Here is a 16,975-nt window from a genome sequence, read left to right on the forward strand (position 1 = left end):
TTAGTCTTTCCTTAGGACGACTCGCCTAAACTGGTAAAAACCAATGGAATTTGGAGTGGACCTATGATCGGTATTGTAGGCATCGTGGTGATCTTTGCCATGGTATTTGGCGGCTACCTTCTGGCTGGCGGCAAATTGGCGATCATCATCAAGGCGCTGCCGTTCGAAATGATGATGATTGGTGGGGCCGCCGTCGGCACTTTCCTGATCAGCAACGACATGGGCGGGATCAAGCATACGCTCAAGGATGTCGGCAAGGTCTTCAAGGGCCCAAAGTGGAAGCCGGACGACTACCGCGACCTGCTGTGTCTGCTGTTTGCCCTGATCCGGATCGCGCGCGCCAACCCGGTTGAGGTCGAGCAGCACATCGAGGATCCGGAAAACTCCGCCGTGTTCAACAAGTACCCCAAGATCATGGGCGACAAGGAAGCCATCAACCTGATCTGCGACACCATGCGCTCGGCGTCGATGAACTACGACGATCCGCACCAGGTGGAAGAGGTGCTGGAAAAGCGGATCGAGGCGAACCACCATCACGCCATGCACGGCAGCCATGCCCTGCAGACCCTGGCGGACGGCCTGCCCGCGCTGGGCATCGTTGCCGCGGTTCTGGGCGTGATCAAGACCATGGGCTCGATCGACCAGCCGCCAGAGGTGCTGGGCAAGATGATTGGCGGCGCGCTGGTGGGGACCTTTCTGGGCATCTTCCTGGCCTACTGCCTGGCGGCGCCCTTTGCCGGTAAGGTGAAGAACGTGGTCGAGGAAGACGCGCATTTCTACCAGCTCATCCGCGAGGTGCTGGTGGCCAACCTGCACAACCACGCGGCGGCGATCTGCATCGAAGTGGGCCGCCAGAACACGCCCTCACATTTCCGCCCCGGTTTCTCGGAACTGGAAGAGGCGCTTAAATCGGTGAAACAGGACGCAGCATGATCTGGCGTGCAATTGCCCTTACAGCTACCCTTCTGACGGCGGTCGGTGCCCAGGCACAGACCATCGTGACCCGCTCGGGCGAGCATGACGGCTTTACCCGGCTGGTGATGCGACTGCCCGGAAACGCGGATTGGTCCCTGACCCAGAGTGGTAAGACGGCGACGGTGAACATCGACGCGCCGGAGGCGGTGTTCGATACCTCCCGCGTCTTCCGCATGATCCCGCGGACCCGGCTGCAATCCCTGGGGCAGATCGGCCCCGGCCAGCCGCTGCGTCTGCAGTTGGGCTGTGACTGCAAGGTGACGTCCTACGTGCAGCAGAACGGCTACCTGGTGGTGGACATCCGGGACCTTGATACGCCGGTGCCGCGCGGCGCGACCGTGGCGACATCCTCGGCGCCTCTTGGCGGTGGCGTGCTGCCCCTGACCTCGCCCGGGTCCGGCTACAGGTTCCGGTTCTCGGGCGGCGCGGCCACCGATGCGCGTATGGCGCTGGAGCTGGCGACGGCAGCCAGCCAGCCCGCCAGCACCCGGGTGACCCCGCAGGCCGCGACGGAACAGACGTCGCAAAGCCCCGACCCCGTTGCCGCGCCGCCCGAGGCGCGGATCGAGGATCTGGGGGATGTGATGCTGGCCCAGGGCCGCGACAGCCAGCCGATCCGGACGCCGAAGCTTGTCCAGCCCGAGGCCGATCCGCAGGTGGCCACCAGCCGCATGCCGGACGCCGGTTTCCTGCTCGACATGGTGGAAACCGAACGGGCGGCCGTCGTCAACGAATCGGAGCAGCGCCTGCTGCAGCAGATTGGCCGTGCCGCGCGGCAGGGCCTGTTGAAGGTCGGCGCGGACGGCCTGCCAGAGGCCGCGATTGCCGGGCTGGATCCGCTGGGGCGCAGCGACCGGCCCCTGAACCCGCTGGATCATATCGCCGTGACCTCGGCCATCGACCGCGAAACCGGCCTGAAGGCGGGGCTGGACGGGGCGGCAAACCAGCAGATGCACTGTCTGCCGGATCGCGCCGTTGCCATCCAGACCTGGGGCGATGACAGCCCGTTTGCGGACCAGGTGTCTGCCCTGCGCAGCGCCCTGGTGCGGGAATTCGACGATGTGAACCCGGCCAGTGTCTACGCCCTGTCGCGGATCTATCTGTACTTCGGCTTTGGTGCCGAATCGCGTTCGATGCTGGAAATCCTGCCAGAGCAGGATCGTGACCACCCCGACGCGGCGCTGCTGACCGCCATGGCCAGCCTGCTCGACGGCGAATCGCTGCCTGTGAACCACCCGTTCTCGGGGCAGCAGGGCTGCGAAGGCGACACCGCGCTCTGGGGCGCGCTTGCCGATGGCGAAATCAAGCGCAACGCCAGCTCGGATGCCATTCAGCTGGCGTTCTCGAAGCTGCCGGTGCACCTGCGCGTGCATCTTGGCCCGCGGGTGAGCAAGATGTTTGCCAAAACCGGCGATCATCACGTGGCCGAAGCGATCCTGCGCGCCGTCGACCGGACAGGTGTCGAGGATGTGCCGGAGATCAACCTGGCGGAAGCCGCCATTGCCGAGCTGGAAGGGGACACGGAAAAGGTCGCCGAGGAGCTGACCAGTGAAGTGGCCGAGCGGACGGGCAGTGCGCCCACCGCCCTGATCGAGCTGGTCGCGCTGAGCGTGAAGGAACGCAAGGCGCTGTCGCCGGATGTGCCGGACCTCGTGGCCTCGTATGAACTGGAAAACCGTGACACCGAGCTGGGCGCGGATCTGCGGCTTGCGCAGGTGTCCTCCCTGGCGCTGATGGGCCAGTTTCACGATGCCTTCGAGGAACTGGATGACCTGACCGAGCGTGATGGCCCGGCCGCACGGGTGGCCGCGATCGAGCCGCTGATGCTGCTGCTGACCGAGCGCGCCGATGATGTGACCTTCCTGCAATACGCGCTGGTGTTCTCGGGCCAGGCCACGGCGGGCGAGGCCGCGCCGGTTGCCGCGGATGTGGCGCGTCGCCTGCTGGATCTCGGCTTTGCCGAGCAGGCACAGACAATGCTGAACAAGCTGTCGCTTGAGCCCGAGGACGAGCGCCGCCGCCTGATGATGGCGGAAGCGGCTCTGGAACTGGGCAAACCGCACCGGGCGCTGGTCGAGCTGATGGGGCTGGAGGGCACCGAGGCCAACCGTCTGCGCGCCGAAGCCCTGTGGCGCAATGGCGAATATGGCCGCGCCGGTGAGTATCTGCTGGCCGAGGACGACGCCAATGCGGCGGCGCGTGGGTTCTGGCATTCGGAAAACCTGGACGCCATCGAGGCGATCAACACGGACGAAGAACCCCAGTTCAAAGCGGTCGCCACCGTGACCACCCAGATCAGCGAGACCGCCCGCGACCCCGAGGGGCTGTCGCCGCTGGCCCACGCCCGGGCGCTGGTCGAAAGCAGCGAGGGCACGCGCGGCGGTATCACCGACCTTTTGCGCCGTGTCGGCAGCGCGCAGGGAGCGGCCAAGGTCAACTGACCGTTTTGCCTTCTTTTGATGGTCTTTTGCAGGTCGCCCCCGGGGCGGCCTGCGGCTGTCGTGATAACACTTTGTCAACGGCCTGCCGGTAATCTGAAGATCGGGTGAATCCTGATTTGGAATGGGCAGAATGCCGAAAAACGATACGATACAAGGCCTGCAAGGGCCGAATCCCTGTGGTACAGGCGCCGCCGGGTTCAATCTTGCACCAGCTGCGGCGCCCTTTGTTTCCGTAACTTCGGGGCAACCACGCTCAGTCGCGGATGCACCGCGCGGGACGCGAGGGCCGAGCCGTGCCTAAGCTGACAAAAGAACAACTTTTCAGTCCCACCGTGCTGCTGGCGCTGGCGCTGATGGCGATCATCGTGATGATGATCCTGCCGATGCCGGCCTGGGTGCTGGACGTGGGTCTGGCGGCCTCCTTTGCGCTGGCGATCCTGATCTTCACCATCACCCTGTTCATCGAGCGGCCGCTGGATTTCTCGTCGTTCCCGACGATCCTGCTGGCCTCGCTGATGCTGCGTCTGTCGCTGAACGTCTCCTCGACCAAGCTGATCATCGGCCAGGGCCATTCCGGCACCGATGCCGCCGGCAATGTGATCGAAGGCTTTGCCCAGTTCGTGATGGGCGGCAGCGTGTTCCTGGGCCTGGTGGTGTTCGGGGTGCTTCTGATCGTCAACTTCATGGTGATCACCAAGGGTGCGGCGCGGATGGCCGAAGTGGGCGCGCGCTTTGCCCTGGACGGCATGCCGGGCAAGCAGCTGGCCATCGACGCGGACATGTCCGCCGGCGCCATCGACCACCAGACCGCCAAGGAACGCCGCGAGCGCGAGCAGCAGGAGACCACCTTCTTCGGGTCGCTGGACGGTGCCTCGAAATTCGTCAAGGGCGACGCAATTGCCGGGCTTCTCATCACCCTGCTGAACCTGGTGATGGGTCTGATCATGGGCGTTCTCGTCCATGGCATGCCGGTCGGCAGTGCCTTCGAGACCTATGCCATCCTGACCGTCGGCGACGGTCTGGTGTCGCAGATCCCCTCGGTCATCATCTCCATCGCGGCGGCGCTGCTGCTGGCGCGTGGCGGGGCAACCGGCGCCACCGATACGGCGCTGGTGGACCAGTTCGGCCGTCACCCTGCCGCGCTGGCCACGGTTGCGGTGCTGATGGTGATGTTCGCGCTGGTGCCCGGCCTTCCGTTCCTGCCCTTCGTGCTGGGCGGCAGCGTGCTGGGCTTTGCCGCCTTCAAGATGGCCAAGAAGAAGCAGGACGACGCGGAAGCCGAGATCGAAGAGAAGATCGAGGAAGCCTCGGATCCCTCCACCGCGCGGCCCCTGGGCGATATCCTGGATCTCGATGACCTGCATCTCGAGTTCGCGCCGGACCTGGTCAGCATGGTGCTGGATGCCGGCACCGGGCTGGACGCGCGGATCGCCAACATGCGGTCCCATGTGGCGACCTCCTTTGGCCTGATCCTGCCGGAGATCCGGCTGACCGATCAGCATGATCTCGAAAAGGGCACCTATGTCATCAAGGTCCAGGGCGTCGAGCAGGTGCGCGGCTTCCTGCATCCGGACATGGTGCTGGCGCTGATGCCCGATGACCATGCCTCGCTGCCGCCGGGGACCGATGTCACCGAGCCGGTCTACGGCGCGCCTGCCCGCTGGATTCCCGCCAAGGCACAGGAGCAGGCGGCGTTGTCCGGCGCGACCGTGGTCAGCCCGCCGGAGATTCTGGCCACCCATCTGCTGGAAGTCATCAAGCAGAACTTCGGCCGTTTGCTGACGCTGAAATCGCTGCGCCGCCTGCTGGACGAGATGACCCAGCTGTCCGATACCTACCGGGCTGAGGCGAACCGCAAGCTGCTGGATGCGCTGGTGCCGGAAAAGGTCCCGATGGATACGTTGCACGCGGTGCTGCGACTGCTGCTGGAGGAACGCGTGTCGATCCGCAACATGCCGCTGATCCTGGAAGCCATCGCAGAGGCCCGTCAGCATGTGTCCCAGCCGGAGCTGATCTGCGAGCACGTTCGCCAGAGACTTGGTTTCCAGCTGGTCGCGGAAATGAAGCGCGAGGACGGCACCATCCCGCTGGTGCAGCTGGCGCCCGAGTGGGAGGACAAGTTCTCGACCTACCAGATCGACGGCCAGGGGGCCGGGCTGGACATCGCGCTGCCGCCGGACCTCTTCAACCGGCTCGCCGACGGGCTGACCGAAAAACTCTCGGGCATCACCGATCAGGGCATTTTTGCCGCCGTGGTCACCTCCACCCGCCGCCGCCGCTACCTGCGCACGATCCTGAAGTCTCGGGGCATCACCAACCCGGTGCTCTCCTTCGAGGAGATCGGTCTGGAGGCGCAGCCGTCGCTGGTCGGGATGGTGCAGGCATGAGCCTGAACTTTCTGCCCCCGGAGCTGGTCATGTTGCTGGGGGCCGGATTCTGGCATGCGGCGATTGTCTTTCTGCGGGTCGCGGCGATGGTGTCGGTGCTGCCCGCCATGGGCGAAATGTACGTGCCGGTGCGGGTCAAGCTGGCCGTCTCCATCGCGTTCACCTTCGTCGTCGCCCCGGCTTTGCCTGCCTTTGCGGAGCCGGATGGGGTGATGGGCTTTGCCCGCTTTGCCGCAACCGAGGCCCTGATCGGGCTGGCGCTGGGGGTCGGGGTGCGGATGTTCGTGCTCGCCCTGCAGACCGCCGGGGCGATGGCCGCGCAGAGTACGTCGCTCTCGCAGGTTCTGGGCGGCATCGGTGCCGAACCGATGCCCGCGCTGGGCGCGGTGCTGATGATCTCGGGGGTGACGCTGGCGGTGATGATGGGCCTGCATGTGCGTGTGGCCGAGCTGATGATCCGGTCCTACCAGCTGTTTCCCGCCGGGCAGTTCCCGGGTGCCGCCGGGCTGGCGGAATGGGGCGTCCACCGCGTCTCGCAGAGCTTTTCACTGGCCTTCACCCTGGCGGCGCCCTTCGTGATCACCGCGGTGATCTACAACCTGGCGCTCGGGGTCATCAACCGGGCGATGCCGCAGCTGATGGTTGCGATGGTCGGTGCGCCGGTGATCACCTTTGGTGGCTTGTTCATCCTGATGGTTGGTAGCCCGATGATTCTGGACGTCTGGTCGCGGGCCCTGGTGACCTTCTTCGCCGATCCGGGAGGCGGCATGCCATGAGCGGTCAGGACGACGATTCAGACAAGTCATTTGAGCCGACGGAACAGAAGCTCCGGAAGGCCCGCGAAAAAGGCGAGGTGGCCAAATCCACCGACCTGTCCGTTGCGGCCGCCTATCTTGGCCTGATCGTCGCCTTCTATGCGGCCGGCAGCAGCAGCGTCGAGGGGCTGGGAACTGCACTGATGGCATTTCTGGACCAGCCCGACCGGCTGGCGCCGCTGTTTTTCGAGGGATCCGCCGCGGCCCCGTCCGGGGGATTCGTCGGCAGTGCGATCAAACCGATTCTGCCCTGGTTCCTGGTGCCCTTCGTGTTCGTGCTGCTCTCGATCATCGGCCAGCGGGCGCTGGTCTTCGCGCCCTCCAAGCTGGAACCGAAGCTGTCGCGCATTTCGATCATCTCCAACGCCAAGAACAAATTCGGGCGCTCCGGCCTGTTCGAATTCCTCAAGAGCTTCGTCAAGCTGGTGTTGTATTCGATCTGCCTTGGCGTCTACCTGTCAAAGCGCCTGCCCGAGATGATTTCCTCGGCAGGCACCGGGCCGCAGTCGGTGGTGATGATGCTGGCGCAGCTGTCGCTGGAGTTCCTGTTCCTGGCGCTGATCATCGCGCTGGCGATCGGTATCGTCGATGCGGCGTTCCAACACGCCGAACATCACCGCAAGAACATGATGTCGCGCAAGGAGCTTCAGGACGAAATCAAGGACGCCGAGGGCGACCCGCACACCAAGGGCCAACGCCGCCAGCGCGGCATGGAGATCGCGATGGGCCAGATGCTGGCGGATGTGCCCAAGGCCGACGTGGTGATCGTCAACCCGACGCACTATGCCGTGGCGCTCAAATGGAGCCGCGAGAAGGGCACCGCCCCGGTCTGTGTGGCCAAGGGGGTTGACGAGGTGGCCGCGGCGATCCGCCGTGTCGCCAATGAGAACGGTGTGCCGATCCACAGCGACCCGCCAACCGCGCGGGCGCTGCATGCGACGATCGAGATCGGCGAGGAAGTCGAAGAAGAGCATTACGCGCCGGTTGCGGCAGCGATCCGGTTCGCCGAGGAAATGCGCAAGCGCGCCAAGGGGAAAGTGACATGAAGCAGAAGATGCTGGACCAGATGGCGGCAGTCACCGCCGCGCAGTACATGCAGGAACATGCCAAGGTGCAGCCGATCCTTGCCCGTGAGGCGCAGCTTCGCGGACAGCTGGCACAGCTGAACGCGCAGGTTCAGTCGGTGCGGGAGCAGGGCGACGGCGACCACGCGATGAAGGCGCTCGGGGCGGATCTCTTGTGGCAGGGCTGGCACACGCGCACCCGCAGGCAGCTGAACCAGGACCTGGCCAAGGCCACCGCGCAGAAGCTGCGGGTGATGGACCAGCTGCGCCAGGCCTTTGGTCGCAAACACGCGGTCGAGACCATGGCCGCCTCCGAACGCAAGCGCCGCAAGGCCGAACAGGCCAAGAGCTTCATGGATCAGTTGCTGGGGCAGTAAACCGACCGCCCGGCGAAAACGGGAAAGGCCGACCTGCAATGCAGGTCGGCCTTTTTCAGTTCTGGCACCATGTGACGGCTCAAACGTCCTGGCGGGAGATCTCCATGATCAGGACGTCATAGACATCCTTTCCGAGGTGTTTTTGGGCCGCCTCCCGCAGGGCGGTCCGAAGCGGGTCCAGCACGTCCGAGCGCGTAAAGGCGCCGCGGAAGCCGCCCATGTTGGCATGATCGAACAGCACCTGAAGGAACACGTCGCGCAGCTTCGGCTCATAGGCGTGGACCTTTTCGGTGGTGCCTTTCTTGGCTTCCAGGCTCAGCGACATCACGACCAGAGAGGTGAGATTCTCGCGCTCGACCACTGGCACCACGAACTGGTTGTTGATCTTGATGTATTCGCGCTGGTTCTCTTCGCTGAGTTCCTCGGGCTCCTTGGCTTCGGGCTTGGGCGCGGCGGGCTTGCTGGCCTCCGCGCTCTCGACCGGCTCGGGGGCAGGCGCCAGCATGATGCCGGCACCGATGCCGCCCCCGGTGCCGAGTATCAGCAAGATAACAGGGAGAAGTTTGGACAACATGGCGATCCTCAGAACGGCAGGACGACATCAAGCAGCTGCTGGCCGTAGCGCGGCTGCTGCACGTCGGTGATCTGGCCACGTCCACCGTAGGAGACCCGCGCCTGGGCGATCTTGTCATAGGTGATCTCGTTCTGGCGGCTGATGTCCTGGGGCCGGACATAGCCGGTTACCAGCAGTTCACGCAGTTCGAAGTTCACCCGCAGCTCCTGGGTGCCGCTGATCGCAAGCACCCCGTTGGGCAGCACGTCGACGACGGTGGCGGCAATCCGCAGTTCCAGCTTTTCGCTGCGCTTGACGGAGCCCTTGCCGCCGGAGGAGCTGGAGCTTCCCAGCTCGACCGCGTTGGCGGCAGAGGCGCCTTCGGGCAGTTTCTCGTCCAGCCGCTGGGGCAGGCCGAGCAGCTGCGGCACGTTCAGGCTTTCGGAACCGGAGCGCGAACGCTGGGTGTCGTTGGAGATCTCGGCTTCCTCGTCGATTTCGATGACCACGGTCATGATGTCGCCGCGTTTCATCGCCCGGCGGTCGCCCAGCAGTGATTGCTGGCCGCCGCTCCACAGCGAGGCTCCGTCCACCGTACGGCGGGTCTGGGTCTCGGTCGGCAGCCCCTGGTACAGCATGGCGACATGCTCGTTCGATTCGGTGGTGGGGGTGAAGGACGGTGCCTTGCCCAGGTGGTCCATCCGGCCACAGGCGCCGAGCACGACCAGGCCAAGAAGCAGCGGTTTGACGGGGGTGAGTTTCATGGTCATCAGTTTACCTCTACGGAGCCGTCTTGTTTGACCCGGCCGGTGACGGTGGTGCGGGAAGAAAGATTCATGACCCGGACGGCTTCGCCGACCGAGCCACGGCCAAGCGAGCGGCCTTCGGCGGCGATGGTCAGCCCGCCCTGACGGAAGATCAGGGTGACCAGGTCGTTGCGTTCGATGATGGCTGGCGGGCCGATGTCGCCGGGCCGCAGCGGGCGCCCGGCATAGAGCGCGACACGCGCTTCCATGCCGATCACCTCGGAAGGATTGGTCAGCGCGCCCATGATCTCGCCCTTTTTCAGCGCCAGATCTTCGGCGTTGACGATGTCCTTGGCACGGATCGTGCGCACCGGGACCAGGTAATCCGCGAGGGCGGGGGGCGCGCAGAAGGCGCCGGCGATCAGGAGAGCGAAGACCTGTTTCATCAGCGGACCTGCGTGGTTGCGCCCATCATCTGGTCAACCGCCGAGATGACTTTGGCGTTCATTTCATAGCCGCGCTGGGCGGCGATCAGTTCGGTCACTTCGCGCACCGCATCCACCGAGCTGGCCTCGAGATAGCCCTGGCGCAGGGTGCCAAGGCCGTCTTCGCCTGCGGTGGAGACGGTTGCCGGGCCGGAGGCCTCGGTCTCGGTGAACAGGTTGCTGCCGATCGCTTCGAGCCCCTTGGGGTTGGTGAACCCGGCCAGCGTGAGCTGCCCCAGCAGTTGTCCGGCGGAGGTTTCGTCGAAGTAGCCGTAGACCTCGCCCTCGGCATTGATCGAAATGCTCTTGGCATCGTCGGGGATGGTGATCTCGGGAGAGACTGCAAAGCCGTCGTTGGTGACGATCAGCCCCTCGGCGGACCGTTTCAGCGAGCCATCCCGGGTATAGGCGGTCTGACCGGAGGGCAGCGTCACCTCGAGATAGCCCTTGCCATCGATGGCGACGTCCAGATCGTTGTTGGTCTGCTGCAGCGCGCCCTGCGACAAGTGAACGGACACGGCCGCCGGGCGCACGCCCAGGCCCACCTGCACGCCGGTCGGCAGCACGGTGCCGTCCGAGGCATTCACCGACCCCGCCCGCGACACCTGCTGGTAATGCAGGTCGGCGAACTCGGCGCGCCGTGCGTTGTAGGCGGTCGTGTTCATGTTTGCGAGGTTGTTGGAGATGGTCTCCACCCGCAGTTGCTGGGCGCTCATGCCGGTGGCTGCGATCTTCAAGGCGCGCATCTGGATTCTCCTAGGTGGTCTTGATCAGGTTTTTGATGGCATTGCGGACGCGTTCGTCTTCCGCCTGCAAAAAGCTCTGGCCCATTTCATAGGCCCGCTGGACTTCGATCATGCGCGACACTTCGGAGATCGCGTTCACGTTCGAGCCTTCGAGGAAGCCTTGCAGCACCTTCGAATCGAAGTTTTCCTCGATGTCGCCTTCGACGCGGAACATCACGCCGTCCTCCCGGACCAGCGTGTGCTGTTCGACGGGCTGGAACAGGCCCAGCTGGCCCAGAAGGCGGCCATTGGCGCTGAGCGACCCATCGGAGCCGACCTCGACCTTGCCTGCATCCGGCGGCACGAAAACCGGAGCGCGGCCCGCGTCCAGCACCCGGTAGCCATCCATGGTCACCAGATCGCCTGCCGCGTTCGTGGAAAAGGCGCCCGAGCGGGTCAGCCGTTCGCCCTGCGGTGTTTCCACCATGAAGAAGCCGTCCCCTTCGATGGCGAAGTCGAAATCGCCACCGGTCTGGGTCAGCTGGCCCTGCTCCATCGAGGTGTTGAAGATATTGGCGCGCGACATCGACAGCGATTCCTGTCCGGGCGCGGATTTCACGAATTCGGAAAAGATCAGCCCCTCCTGGCGATAGCCGGTGGTGGCCGAGTTGGCGATGTTGTTTGCGATCACCCGCATTTCACGCATCAGTCCGGACTGACGGGACAGCGTGGCGTAACCTGTTGTTTCCATTACAGACCTCCGGCAATCATCGGAACGACGTGACCATCAAAAAAGGCCACGAGGGTTTGGGTCATGAAGCCCATGGTCATCCAGAACACGACCAGGATCGCAGTCAGCTTCGGGACGAAGGTCAGCGTCATTTCCTGCACCGAGGTCAGCGCCTGGAACAGGCCGATGACGACACCCACGACCAGCGCCACCAGGAGGATCGGCGTCGACATGGTGACTGCGGCCCAGAGGGCCTGACGCAATGTGTCGTAGAACAGGCTTTCGCTCATCATGGCTCAGACCGGCATTCTCAGAATTTCCTGGTAGGCCTCGACCACCTTGTTGCGCACGGTGACCGCGGTTTCGACCGCCAGTTCGGTCTGCGCCAGGGCCTGCACCAATGCGTGCGGATCGGCTTGGGAAGTCATCGCCTGCACCGAAACCTGCTCGCTTTGCTGCAGGGTGGTGGCGAAGTCCTGAAAGCTCTGTTTCAGCTGGGCGCCGGCGCTGGTGCCGGCATAGTCAGGGTCAACCTTGGTGGCCGGACGTGCCGCGGCATAGCCAGTGGCGGCGGAAAGACTGCGAATATCCATTCTGGATCTCCAATTGGCTTGGGGGAATTATCGTCTCAGAAGTTCCATGAGAGAGGAGGACATCGAGCGGGTCTGCTCGAACATTTTCAGGTTTGCCTCGTAGCTGCGCTGGGCCTCGCGGGCGTCGGCAATCTCGATCATCAGATCGACATTGGAGCCTTCGTAATGGCCGCTTTCATTGGCCAGCGGATGCGACGGGTCGTAGATTTCTTCGAGGTCGCTGCGGTCCAGGGTGACCCGGCCAGTGCGGACATGTTCCACGTCGGTCTGCAGCTCGCGCACCGATTCGAAGGGGACCGTCTTGCGGCGGTAGCCGGGGGTGTCGGCGTTGGAGATGTTCTCCGATACGTGACGCAGGCGGGCGGCCTGGGCCTTGAGACCGCTGGCCGTGACGGAAAGGGCTCTGGAAAATTCACTCATCGATCAGCTCCTCCTCAGGGTTTGCCCAGGCTTGCGCGCAGGATGTTCATGGAGGACTTGTAGATCGCCATTGCCCGCTTGTGCTGGCGTGCCACCTCGACCCCTTTCAGCATCTCGGTTTCGATCGAGACGGAGTTGTCATTGGGATCGCTGCCTGCGTCCGAGCTGGTGATCGCCCAATCCATGCCGCTGCCTGCGCTGCCATTGAGGTGGCTGTCGCGGGTGGCGATCATGCTGCCGGGGCGTGCGCCTGCGGCGAAAACTTCCGTGAAGGGCTTGATGTCCTTGGCGTGGTAGCCAGGCGTGTCGGCATTGGCGATATTCTGTGACACCAGTGCCTGGCGGGTGCCGGCATGGGTTGCCATGGAATAGGCAATTTTGAATACGTTCAATTCTGTGAACACCAGGGTTTCTCCCTTGATCGATTTCAATCAAGGCTTAACCCCGATTCCTTTAGAAATTGTTTTCAGGACGCCAACGGAGACCGCCGCAATGAAAGCAGAGCTGACTGCACTGACCCGCCAGATTGCCGGCAAGCGGCTGACCACGCAGATGGGTCGGGTCGCCGGGATCGCCGGTGGCGAGATCGAAATCTCCGGGCTGGCCTCGGTTGCCCGCATCGGTGATCGACTGATCCTGCGACGTGGCCCCGGTGACGAGTTGCACGGCGAGGTCCTGAAGATTAACGGCAGCAGTATCAGTATGTTACCCGATCGCGCGCCGGACCGTGTCGCAATCGGAGACCCGGTTTTGTTGCGCCCGTCGCCGGATTTCGCGCCCAGTGATCATTGGATCGGGCGAGTGATTGACCCGTTCGGCGAGCCGCTCGACGGGCGGCCGCTGCTGCCAGGGGCGGAGCCGCGCGACCTGATGGCCGCGCCGCCCAAGGCCGCCGAACGCCGACCGCTGGGAGAGCGGCTGGCAACGGGGCAGGCGGTTCTGAATACGATTCTCCCCATCGTGCGCGGTCAGCGCGTGGGCCTTTTTGCCGGCTCCGGCGTTGGTAAATCGTCGCTCCTGGCGAAACTGGCCAAAAGCATGGAAGCCGATGTGGTGGTGATGGCGCTGGTCGGCGAGCGGGGGCGCGAGGTGAATCACTTCGTCGAAGACGTGCTGGGACCGGAGGGCATGAGCCGTGCGATTGTCGTCGCGGCCACCTCGGACCAGTCCGCCCTTGTGCGCCGCCGCTGTGCCTGGTCGGCGATGACCGTGGCAGAACATTTCCGGGACCAGGGCAAACACGTGCTGTTCCTGGCCGACAGCGTGACCCGCTTTGCCGAAGCCCATCGCGAGATTTCCGCGGCCTCGGGCGAGGCGCCGGCCCTGCGCGGCTATCCGCCCTCGGTGACGCCGCTGATTACCGGCCTGTGTGAACGCGCGGGCCCCGGCAGCGCCGATCAGGGCGACATCACCGCCGTGTTCAGCGTTCTGGTGGCGGGCTCGGACATGGATGAGCCGATCGCGGATATCCTGCGCGGCGTGCTGGACGGCCATATCGTGCTGAACCGGGAAATTGCCGAACGTGGTCGCTTCCCGGCCATTGATGTCTCGCGTTCGGTCTCGCGCAGCCTGCCAGCCGCGGCGACCGCCGAAGAGAACGCGGTGATCCAGGATGTGCGCAAGTTCCTCGGCGCCTATGAGCAGTCGGAGGTGATGATCCGGGCGGGCCTGTATTCCGAGGGCAACGATGCGGTGCTGGACAAGGCGGTCAAGCTGTGGCCCGAGCTGGACGCGTTCTTCGGTCGTGAAGACCCGGAGGGCATCACCAGCAGTTTCAACCGCCTGCTGCTTCTGATGCGCCGCGCGAAGGCAGGGCGTTGAGGTTGCCCCTGCCCCTGGCAACATTGAAACGTTGCGGCGTTCGCTGAAATGAAAAAGGCTCCCAGTCAATTCTGGGAGCCTTTTTCAATTTGGATCTTCAAGGGCCGGTGAAAGGTCTCGGGGGCTTGTTCCAAGCCCTGTGTCTCTTTCGGGGCCAGCCTTGTGATGTTTCAGATGGGCCGCCCGCATGGCGGGCGTTTGAGGCCGCATCGACGCCGCGGCGCGGGGCCGCGGCCAGGTCATGGATCAGGAAGGGCGGACCGCAAACAGGCGGTCTTCGCGGGCCAGAAGCGTGCGCAGTGCCTTGAGACAGCGGTAGTGGTTGTCGCCGATCAGGGCTTCGGTCGCCTCGGCCAGGGAGGCGCGGCTGTCGGGGTCGGTGAAGACCTGGCTCAGCTCCTCGATGCGCCGCAGCATCGGCAGGCGCTCTTCTTCGGGGTCGGCGTCGCCGGAAAGGATCAGCTGCGCCGCGTAACACACCCGGCGCACCGGGGTATTGGCTTCTTCCGGATGGATTGCATCGCGCAGGCGCAGGATGTTGGCGTCCGGGGTGACAATCGAAAGGCGGCTGCGACGGTCGCCGTTTTCGATCACCGCACCGTTCACAAGGACACGCTCCTTGGGGGCGAGTTTCAGGACAAGTCCGCTCATATTCAGGATGCTCCGCTGCGGAGGCCACGCATGATGGCCGTATTGATTTCCACCAGCGGGCGTACGTTGGCCTTGCGCTGCAGTACCTTGCTGGTGTGTTGTCTTGTGAATTCCGCCAGTTCGAAGAGGCTCAGCTTCAACTCGTCCGGGTAGGGGTTTCCCTTGTTGGCAAGATCGGCTGTGAAAATGGACCAGAGTTTGCGGTTGTCATTCAGGGCGGCAACCAGATCCTGGAACCCGTCGCGGCCTTGTTGCGCTGATGTGATCATTCGACGCGTAATGCGGGCGATCACTTCGTATTCGAAATTCTTTGCTGTCCGGGTCGGGGCCTTTGCCGCCGAATAGGCACTCTTCGCCTTCAGAAGGGCATTCACGTGTTTTCCTAACGTTTTATTCTTCAGATTCTCTGAGAGGGGAAGACCGGGGCGCCGTCAGCGCCCCGGTTGGAGCTGTTAACGGAACAGCTGCTGCAGGGTCGAAGGCGCCTGGTTCGCGATGGAGAGCGACTGCACCGCCAGCTGCTGCTGGGTCTGCAGTGCTTTCAGTCGCGCCGACGCTTCTTCCATGTTGGTGTCGGCCATGGTGCTGACACCGGATTTCAGCGAGTCGTTCAGTTTCGACACGAAGTCGTTCTGGTCGCTCAGACGGTTGCTGTCGGCACCCAGCTGGGCTGCGCTGTCGATTGCGAAGGACAGCATGGTCTCGATTTCCGACAGAACAGTCGCCGCGTTGGCGCTGGTCAGCGAGGTCATGCCGGCGGTGTTCAGGCTGGACGAGCTGTCGATACCGGTGATCGTGATGGTATCGCTGGCCGCGTCCAGGCCGCCCAGAACGTCCAGCTGCGCGGTGACGTTGTCATCCAGCAGGTTGGCGCCGTTGAACGAAGCGGAGTCGATGATGGATTCGATCTGCTCGCGCTTCTTCGCCAGGTCGGCCTCGATCTTGTCGTGGTCGACGTTCTGCGAAACGCCTGCGACTGCCAGTTCACGCATGTCTTTCAGGGTTTCAACGATCTGTTCCATGCCCGAGGACGCAACAGCAACAGTGGCTTCACCAAAGTCCAGGGCGTCAGACACGGCTTCGTATGCCTGGATGTCCGATTCCATCGACTTGGAGATGGCCCAGACAGCGGAGTTGTCCTTGGCGCTACCAACTTCTTTACCAGTGGAGATCTGGTTCTGGGTCTCTTCCAGGTTGCTGTTGACCGACTTCAGGGTCTGCAGAGCAACCATTGCGCCGTTGTTGGTCAGAATGCTGGTCATAGCTTTTTCCTTTAGCTGCGGAGCACTTTGGCCCCTATTATTCTGTGCCCTCAGGGGGCGTTTTTTGACGTCTTTCTGACTGTGCGTTCCACCGTCCGGCTTCCGCGCCACCCGTCATCAGGTGCAAGGAGACATTGGCCCAACAGTTGCTAAGGGAGTGCTAATGCGGAGATTTGCTTCCGTAGAATTTTCTCCAAATTGCATTTAGGCTTTTTTCTCCAGCTTTCCGGTGTTGCGGGTGCCGTAACGGGTGCGACGACCGCTTTGGTCATAGACATCCAGGCCTTTGCGGATCTTGCGCAGTTCGGCCATGCGTGCAGCGACGCTGCGGATGCCTTCCATGGCGCTGTCGAGGAGATCCTGATTGCGCGACACCTTGGTCTGGACCCTGGCCAGCGTGTCGCGCTCCAGGTCCGAGATCGTGTTGAGCTTGGCGATGATCTTTTCTTTCTTGGCGAGCAGGTCTTCCAGCTTGCCAAGGTCGCCTTTCATCAATGCGGCGCGTTCGCGGTCCAGGATCTGGTCCAGCTCATCCGTGAGCTGCTGAGGTTCGGATTTAGTCACCTTGGGTCTCCTTCAATGCGTGATACAGGGATTCCGCGAGGCCGATGCCGCCCGAGCGGGCGATCTGGTTGGCCTGTTCGCGAACGAGAAAGCTGGAAAACTGATCTTCGCCTGCACCGCCGCCGAAGCCTTCGCGTGATTCGCCAAGGCCCGCCGATTTCAGCATCTGCGCCAGAAAGGATGCTTCCAGTTCCACCGCGGCCTCACGCAATGGGTCGGCGGGTGGTTTGCGGACCGGGGTATATGACTGCGCGGTCTGCATATGTGTGGTCAGTAGATCTGACATGTCCGGTTCTCCGGTTGTTCATCGAACTTCATCGAGTTTTTACAGTTTGCCGTGGAACCGGTTAAAATTGCCGTAACCGC

General features: G+C 63.5%; 21 protein-coding genes. 7 read left to right on the forward strand and 14 right to left on the reverse strand.

Annotation, left to right across the window (positions count from 1 at the left end):
* Positions 1–63: 63 nt before the first annotated feature.
* The 6 genes from motA (at position 64) to ACZ52D_RS08210 (ending at position 8,059) form a co-directional block, all read left to right on the forward strand.
* A complete protein-coding gene (gene motA / locus ACZ52D_RS08185; protein WP_222454328.1) occupies positions 64–933 on the forward strand; it encodes a flagellar motor stator protein MotA in 870 nt (289 codons plus the stop codon).
* Positions 930–3,416, forward strand: a complete 2,487-nt coding sequence (locus ACZ52D_RS08190) for a hypothetical protein (protein ID WP_464443098.1) — start codon at positions 930–932, stop codon at positions 3,414–3,416. The genes motA and ACZ52D_RS08190 overlap by 4 nt, the downstream gene beginning before the upstream one ends.
* Before the next feature lie 353 nt (positions 3,417–3,769).
* The gene (gene flhA / locus ACZ52D_RS08195; protein ID WP_464443124.1) at positions 3,770–5,803 is read left to right on the forward strand and encodes a flagellar biosynthesis protein FlhA; all 2,034 of its coding nucleotides are present in this window, start codon (positions 3,770–3,772) and stop codon (positions 5,801–5,803) included.
* Entirely contained in the window at positions 5,800–6,579 is a 780-nt protein-coding gene (locus ACZ52D_RS08200; RefSeq protein WP_222454325.1) for a flagellar biosynthetic protein FliR, read from the forward strand. The genes flhA and ACZ52D_RS08200 overlap by 4 nt, the downstream gene beginning before the upstream one ends.
* Positions 6,576–7,664, forward strand: coding sequence for a flagellar type III secretion system protein FlhB (gene flhB, locus ACZ52D_RS08205; RefSeq protein WP_464443099.1), 1,089 nt, complete (start codon positions 6,576–6,578; stop codon positions 7,662–7,664). The genes ACZ52D_RS08200 and flhB overlap by 4 nt, the downstream gene beginning before the upstream one ends.
* Positions 7,661–8,059 (forward strand): hypothetical protein, encoded by a 399-nt coding sequence (locus ACZ52D_RS08210; protein ID WP_369929667.1) that lies wholly within the window; start codon positions 7,661–7,663, stop codon positions 8,057–8,059. Before flhB ends, ACZ52D_RS08210 begins: the two co-directional genes overlap by 4 nt.
* 79 nt (positions 8,060–8,138) lie before the next feature.
* Here ACZ52D_RS08210 and ACZ52D_RS08215 read toward each other — a convergent pair whose 3' ends face one another.
* Genes ACZ52D_RS08215 through ACZ52D_RS08255 form a run of 9 tightly spaced genes read right to left on the reverse strand, consistent with a single transcriptional unit; the run spans position 8,139 to position 12,715 of the window.
* Positions 8,139–8,633 (reverse strand): flagellar basal body-associated FliL family protein, encoded by a 495-nt coding sequence (locus tag ACZ52D_RS08215; protein WP_369929665.1) that lies wholly within the window; start codon positions 8,631–8,633, stop codon positions 8,139–8,141.
* A gap of 8 nt (positions 8,634–8,641) precedes the next feature.
* The gene (flgH, locus tag ACZ52D_RS08220) at positions 8,642–9,382 is read right to left on the reverse strand and encodes a flagellar basal body L-ring protein FlgH (RefSeq protein WP_369929663.1); all 741 of its coding nucleotides are present in this window, start codon (positions 9,380–9,382) and stop codon (positions 8,642–8,644) included.
* The gene (gene flgA, locus ACZ52D_RS08225) at positions 9,382–9,804 is read right to left on the reverse strand and encodes a flagellar basal body P-ring formation chaperone FlgA (protein ID WP_222454320.1); all 423 of its coding nucleotides are present in this window, start codon (positions 9,802–9,804) and stop codon (positions 9,382–9,384) included. Before flgA ends, flgH begins: the two co-directional genes overlap by 1 nt.
* Positions 9,804–10,589 carry a flagellar basal-body rod protein FlgG gene (gene flgG, locus ACZ52D_RS08230; RefSeq protein WP_222454319.1) on the reverse strand — a complete coding sequence of 262 codons (786 nt, stop codon included), beginning with the start codon at positions 10,587–10,589 and terminating at the stop codon, positions 9,804–9,806. Before flgG ends, flgA begins: the two co-directional genes overlap by 1 nt.
* A 10-nt stretch (positions 10,590–10,599) precedes the next feature.
* Positions 10,600–11,319, reverse strand: a complete 720-nt coding sequence (locus tag ACZ52D_RS08235) for a flagellar hook-basal body complex protein (protein WP_222454318.1) — start codon at positions 11,317–11,319, stop codon at positions 10,600–10,602.
* Positions 11,319–11,591, reverse strand: a complete 273-nt coding sequence (locus tag ACZ52D_RS08240; RefSeq protein ID WP_369929660.1) for a flagellar biosynthetic protein FliQ — start codon at positions 11,589–11,591, stop codon at positions 11,319–11,321. The genes ACZ52D_RS08235 and ACZ52D_RS08240 overlap by 1 nt, the downstream gene beginning before the upstream one ends.
* Positions 11,592–11,594: 3 nt before the next feature.
* Positions 11,595–11,891 carry a flagellar hook-basal body complex protein FliE gene (gene fliE, locus ACZ52D_RS08245; protein ID WP_222454316.1) on the reverse strand — a complete coding sequence of 99 codons (297 nt, stop codon included), beginning with the start codon at positions 11,889–11,891 and terminating at the stop codon, positions 11,595–11,597.
* A gap of 27 nt (positions 11,892–11,918) precedes the next feature.
* A complete protein-coding gene (flgC, locus tag ACZ52D_RS08250; protein ID WP_222454315.1) occupies positions 11,919–12,311 on the reverse strand; it encodes a flagellar basal body rod protein FlgC in 393 nt (130 codons plus the stop codon).
* 14 nt (positions 12,312–12,325) lie between these two features.
* Complete coding sequence (locus ACZ52D_RS08255; RefSeq protein ID WP_369929657.1) at positions 12,326–12,715, reverse strand: FlgB family protein; 390 nt, start codon at positions 12,713–12,715, stop codon at positions 12,326–12,328.
* An 88-nt stretch (positions 12,716–12,803) separates the two neighbouring features.
* Here ACZ52D_RS08255 and ACZ52D_RS08260 point away from each other — a divergent pair, with 88 nt between their 5' ends.
* Complete coding sequence (locus ACZ52D_RS08260; RefSeq protein WP_222454313.1) at positions 12,804–14,132, forward strand: FliI/YscN family ATPase; 1,329 nt, start codon at positions 12,804–12,806, stop codon at positions 14,130–14,132.
* A gap of 246 nt (positions 14,133–14,378) precedes the next feature.
* On the opposite strand, the gene flbT is transcribed toward ACZ52D_RS08260, so the two are convergent.
* The 5 genes from flbT to ACZ52D_RS08285 form a co-directional block, all read right to left on the reverse strand.
* A complete protein-coding gene (gene flbT, locus ACZ52D_RS08265; protein WP_222454312.1) occupies positions 14,379–14,783 on the reverse strand; it encodes a flagellar biosynthesis repressor FlbT in 405 nt (134 codons plus the stop codon).
* A 2-nt stretch (positions 14,784–14,785) separates the two neighbouring features.
* Complete coding sequence (gene flaF / locus ACZ52D_RS08270; protein ID WP_222454311.1) at positions 14,786–15,157, reverse strand: flagellar biosynthesis regulator FlaF; 372 nt, start codon at positions 15,155–15,157, stop codon at positions 14,786–14,788.
* Between the two features lie 78 nt (positions 15,158–15,235).
* Positions 15,236–16,045, reverse strand: coding sequence for a flagellin N-terminal helical domain-containing protein (locus tag ACZ52D_RS08275; RefSeq protein ID WP_417474562.1), 810 nt, complete (start codon positions 16,043–16,045; stop codon positions 15,236–15,238).
* A gap of 204 nt (positions 16,046–16,249) precedes the next feature.
* Entirely contained in the window at positions 16,250–16,609 is a 360-nt protein-coding gene (locus ACZ52D_RS08280; RefSeq protein ID WP_369929652.1) for a flagellar biosynthesis protein FlgN, read from the reverse strand.
* A complete protein-coding gene (locus ACZ52D_RS08285; RefSeq protein WP_369930216.1) occupies positions 16,602–16,871 on the reverse strand; it encodes a rod-binding protein in 270 nt (89 codons plus the stop codon). The genes ACZ52D_RS08280 and ACZ52D_RS08285 overlap by 8 nt, the downstream gene beginning before the upstream one ends.
* Positions 16,872–16,975: the final 104 nt, after the last annotated feature.

This window comes from Leisingera sp. S2M4, assembly GCF_055398055.1.

Bases quoted from the DNA above. Each gene is read 5' to 3' on its own strand.
- motA (WP_222454328.1), top strand. From the start codon at position 64: ATGATCGGTATTGTAGGCATCGTGGTGATCTTTGCCATGGTATTTGGC.
- ACZ52D_RS08190 (WP_464443098.1), top strand. From the start codon at position 930: ATGATCTGGCGTGCAATTGCCCTTACAGCTACCCTTCTGACGGCGGTC.
- flbT (WP_222454312.1), bottom strand. From the start codon at position 14,783: ATGAGCGGACTTGTCCTGAAACTCGCCCCCAAGGAGCGTGTCCTTGTG.
- flhB (WP_464443099.1), top strand. From the start codon at position 6,576: ATGAGCGGTCAGGACGACGATTCAGACAAGTCATTTGAGCCGACGGAA.
- ACZ52D_RS08200 (WP_222454325.1), top strand. From the start codon at position 5,800: ATGAGCCTGAACTTTCTGCCCCCGGAGCTGGTCATGTTGCTGGGGGCC.
- ACZ52D_RS08285 (WP_369930216.1), bottom strand. From the start codon at position 16,871: ATGCAGACCGCGCAGTCATATACCCCGGTCCGCAAACCACCCGCCGAC.
- ACZ52D_RS08235 (WP_222454318.1), bottom strand. From the start codon at position 11,319: ATGGAAACAACAGGTTACGCCACGCTGTCCCGTCAGTCCGGACTGATG.
- flgG (WP_222454319.1), bottom strand. From the start codon at position 10,589: ATGCGCGCCTTGAAGATCGCAGCCACCGGCATGAGCGCCCAGCAACTG.
- ACZ52D_RS08240 (WP_369929660.1), bottom strand. From the start codon at position 11,591: ATGATGAGCGAAAGCCTGTTCTACGACACATTGCGTCAGGCCCTCTGG.
- ACZ52D_RS08215 (WP_369929665.1), bottom strand. From the start codon at position 8,633: ATGTTGTCCAAACTTCTCCCTGTTATCTTGCTGATACTCGGCACCGGG.
- ACZ52D_RS08210 (WP_369929667.1), top strand. From the start codon at position 7,661: ATGAAGCAGAAGATGCTGGACCAGATGGCGGCAGTCACCGCCGCGCAG.
- ACZ52D_RS08260 (WP_222454313.1), top strand. From the start codon at position 12,804: ATGAAAGCAGAGCTGACTGCACTGACCCGCCAGATTGCCGGCAAGCGG.
- flgC (WP_222454315.1), bottom strand. From the start codon at position 12,311: ATGAGTGAATTTTCCAGAGCCCTTTCCGTCACGGCCAGCGGTCTCAAG.
- ACZ52D_RS08275 (WP_417474562.1), bottom strand. From the start codon at position 16,045: ATGACCAGCATTCTGACCAACAACGGCGCAATGGTTGCTCTGCAGACC.
- flgA (WP_222454320.1), bottom strand. From the start codon at position 9,804: ATGAAACAGGTCTTCGCTCTCCTGATCGCCGGCGCCTTCTGCGCGCCC.
- flhA (WP_464443124.1), top strand. From the start codon at position 3,770: ATGGCGATCATCGTGATGATGATCCTGCCGATGCCGGCCTGGGTGCTG.
- fliE (WP_222454316.1), bottom strand. From the start codon at position 11,891: ATGGATATTCGCAGTCTTTCCGCCGCCACTGGCTATGCCGCGGCACGT.
- flgH (WP_369929663.1), bottom strand. From the start codon at position 9,382: ATGACCATGAAACTCACCCCCGTCAAACCGCTGCTTCTTGGCCTGGTC.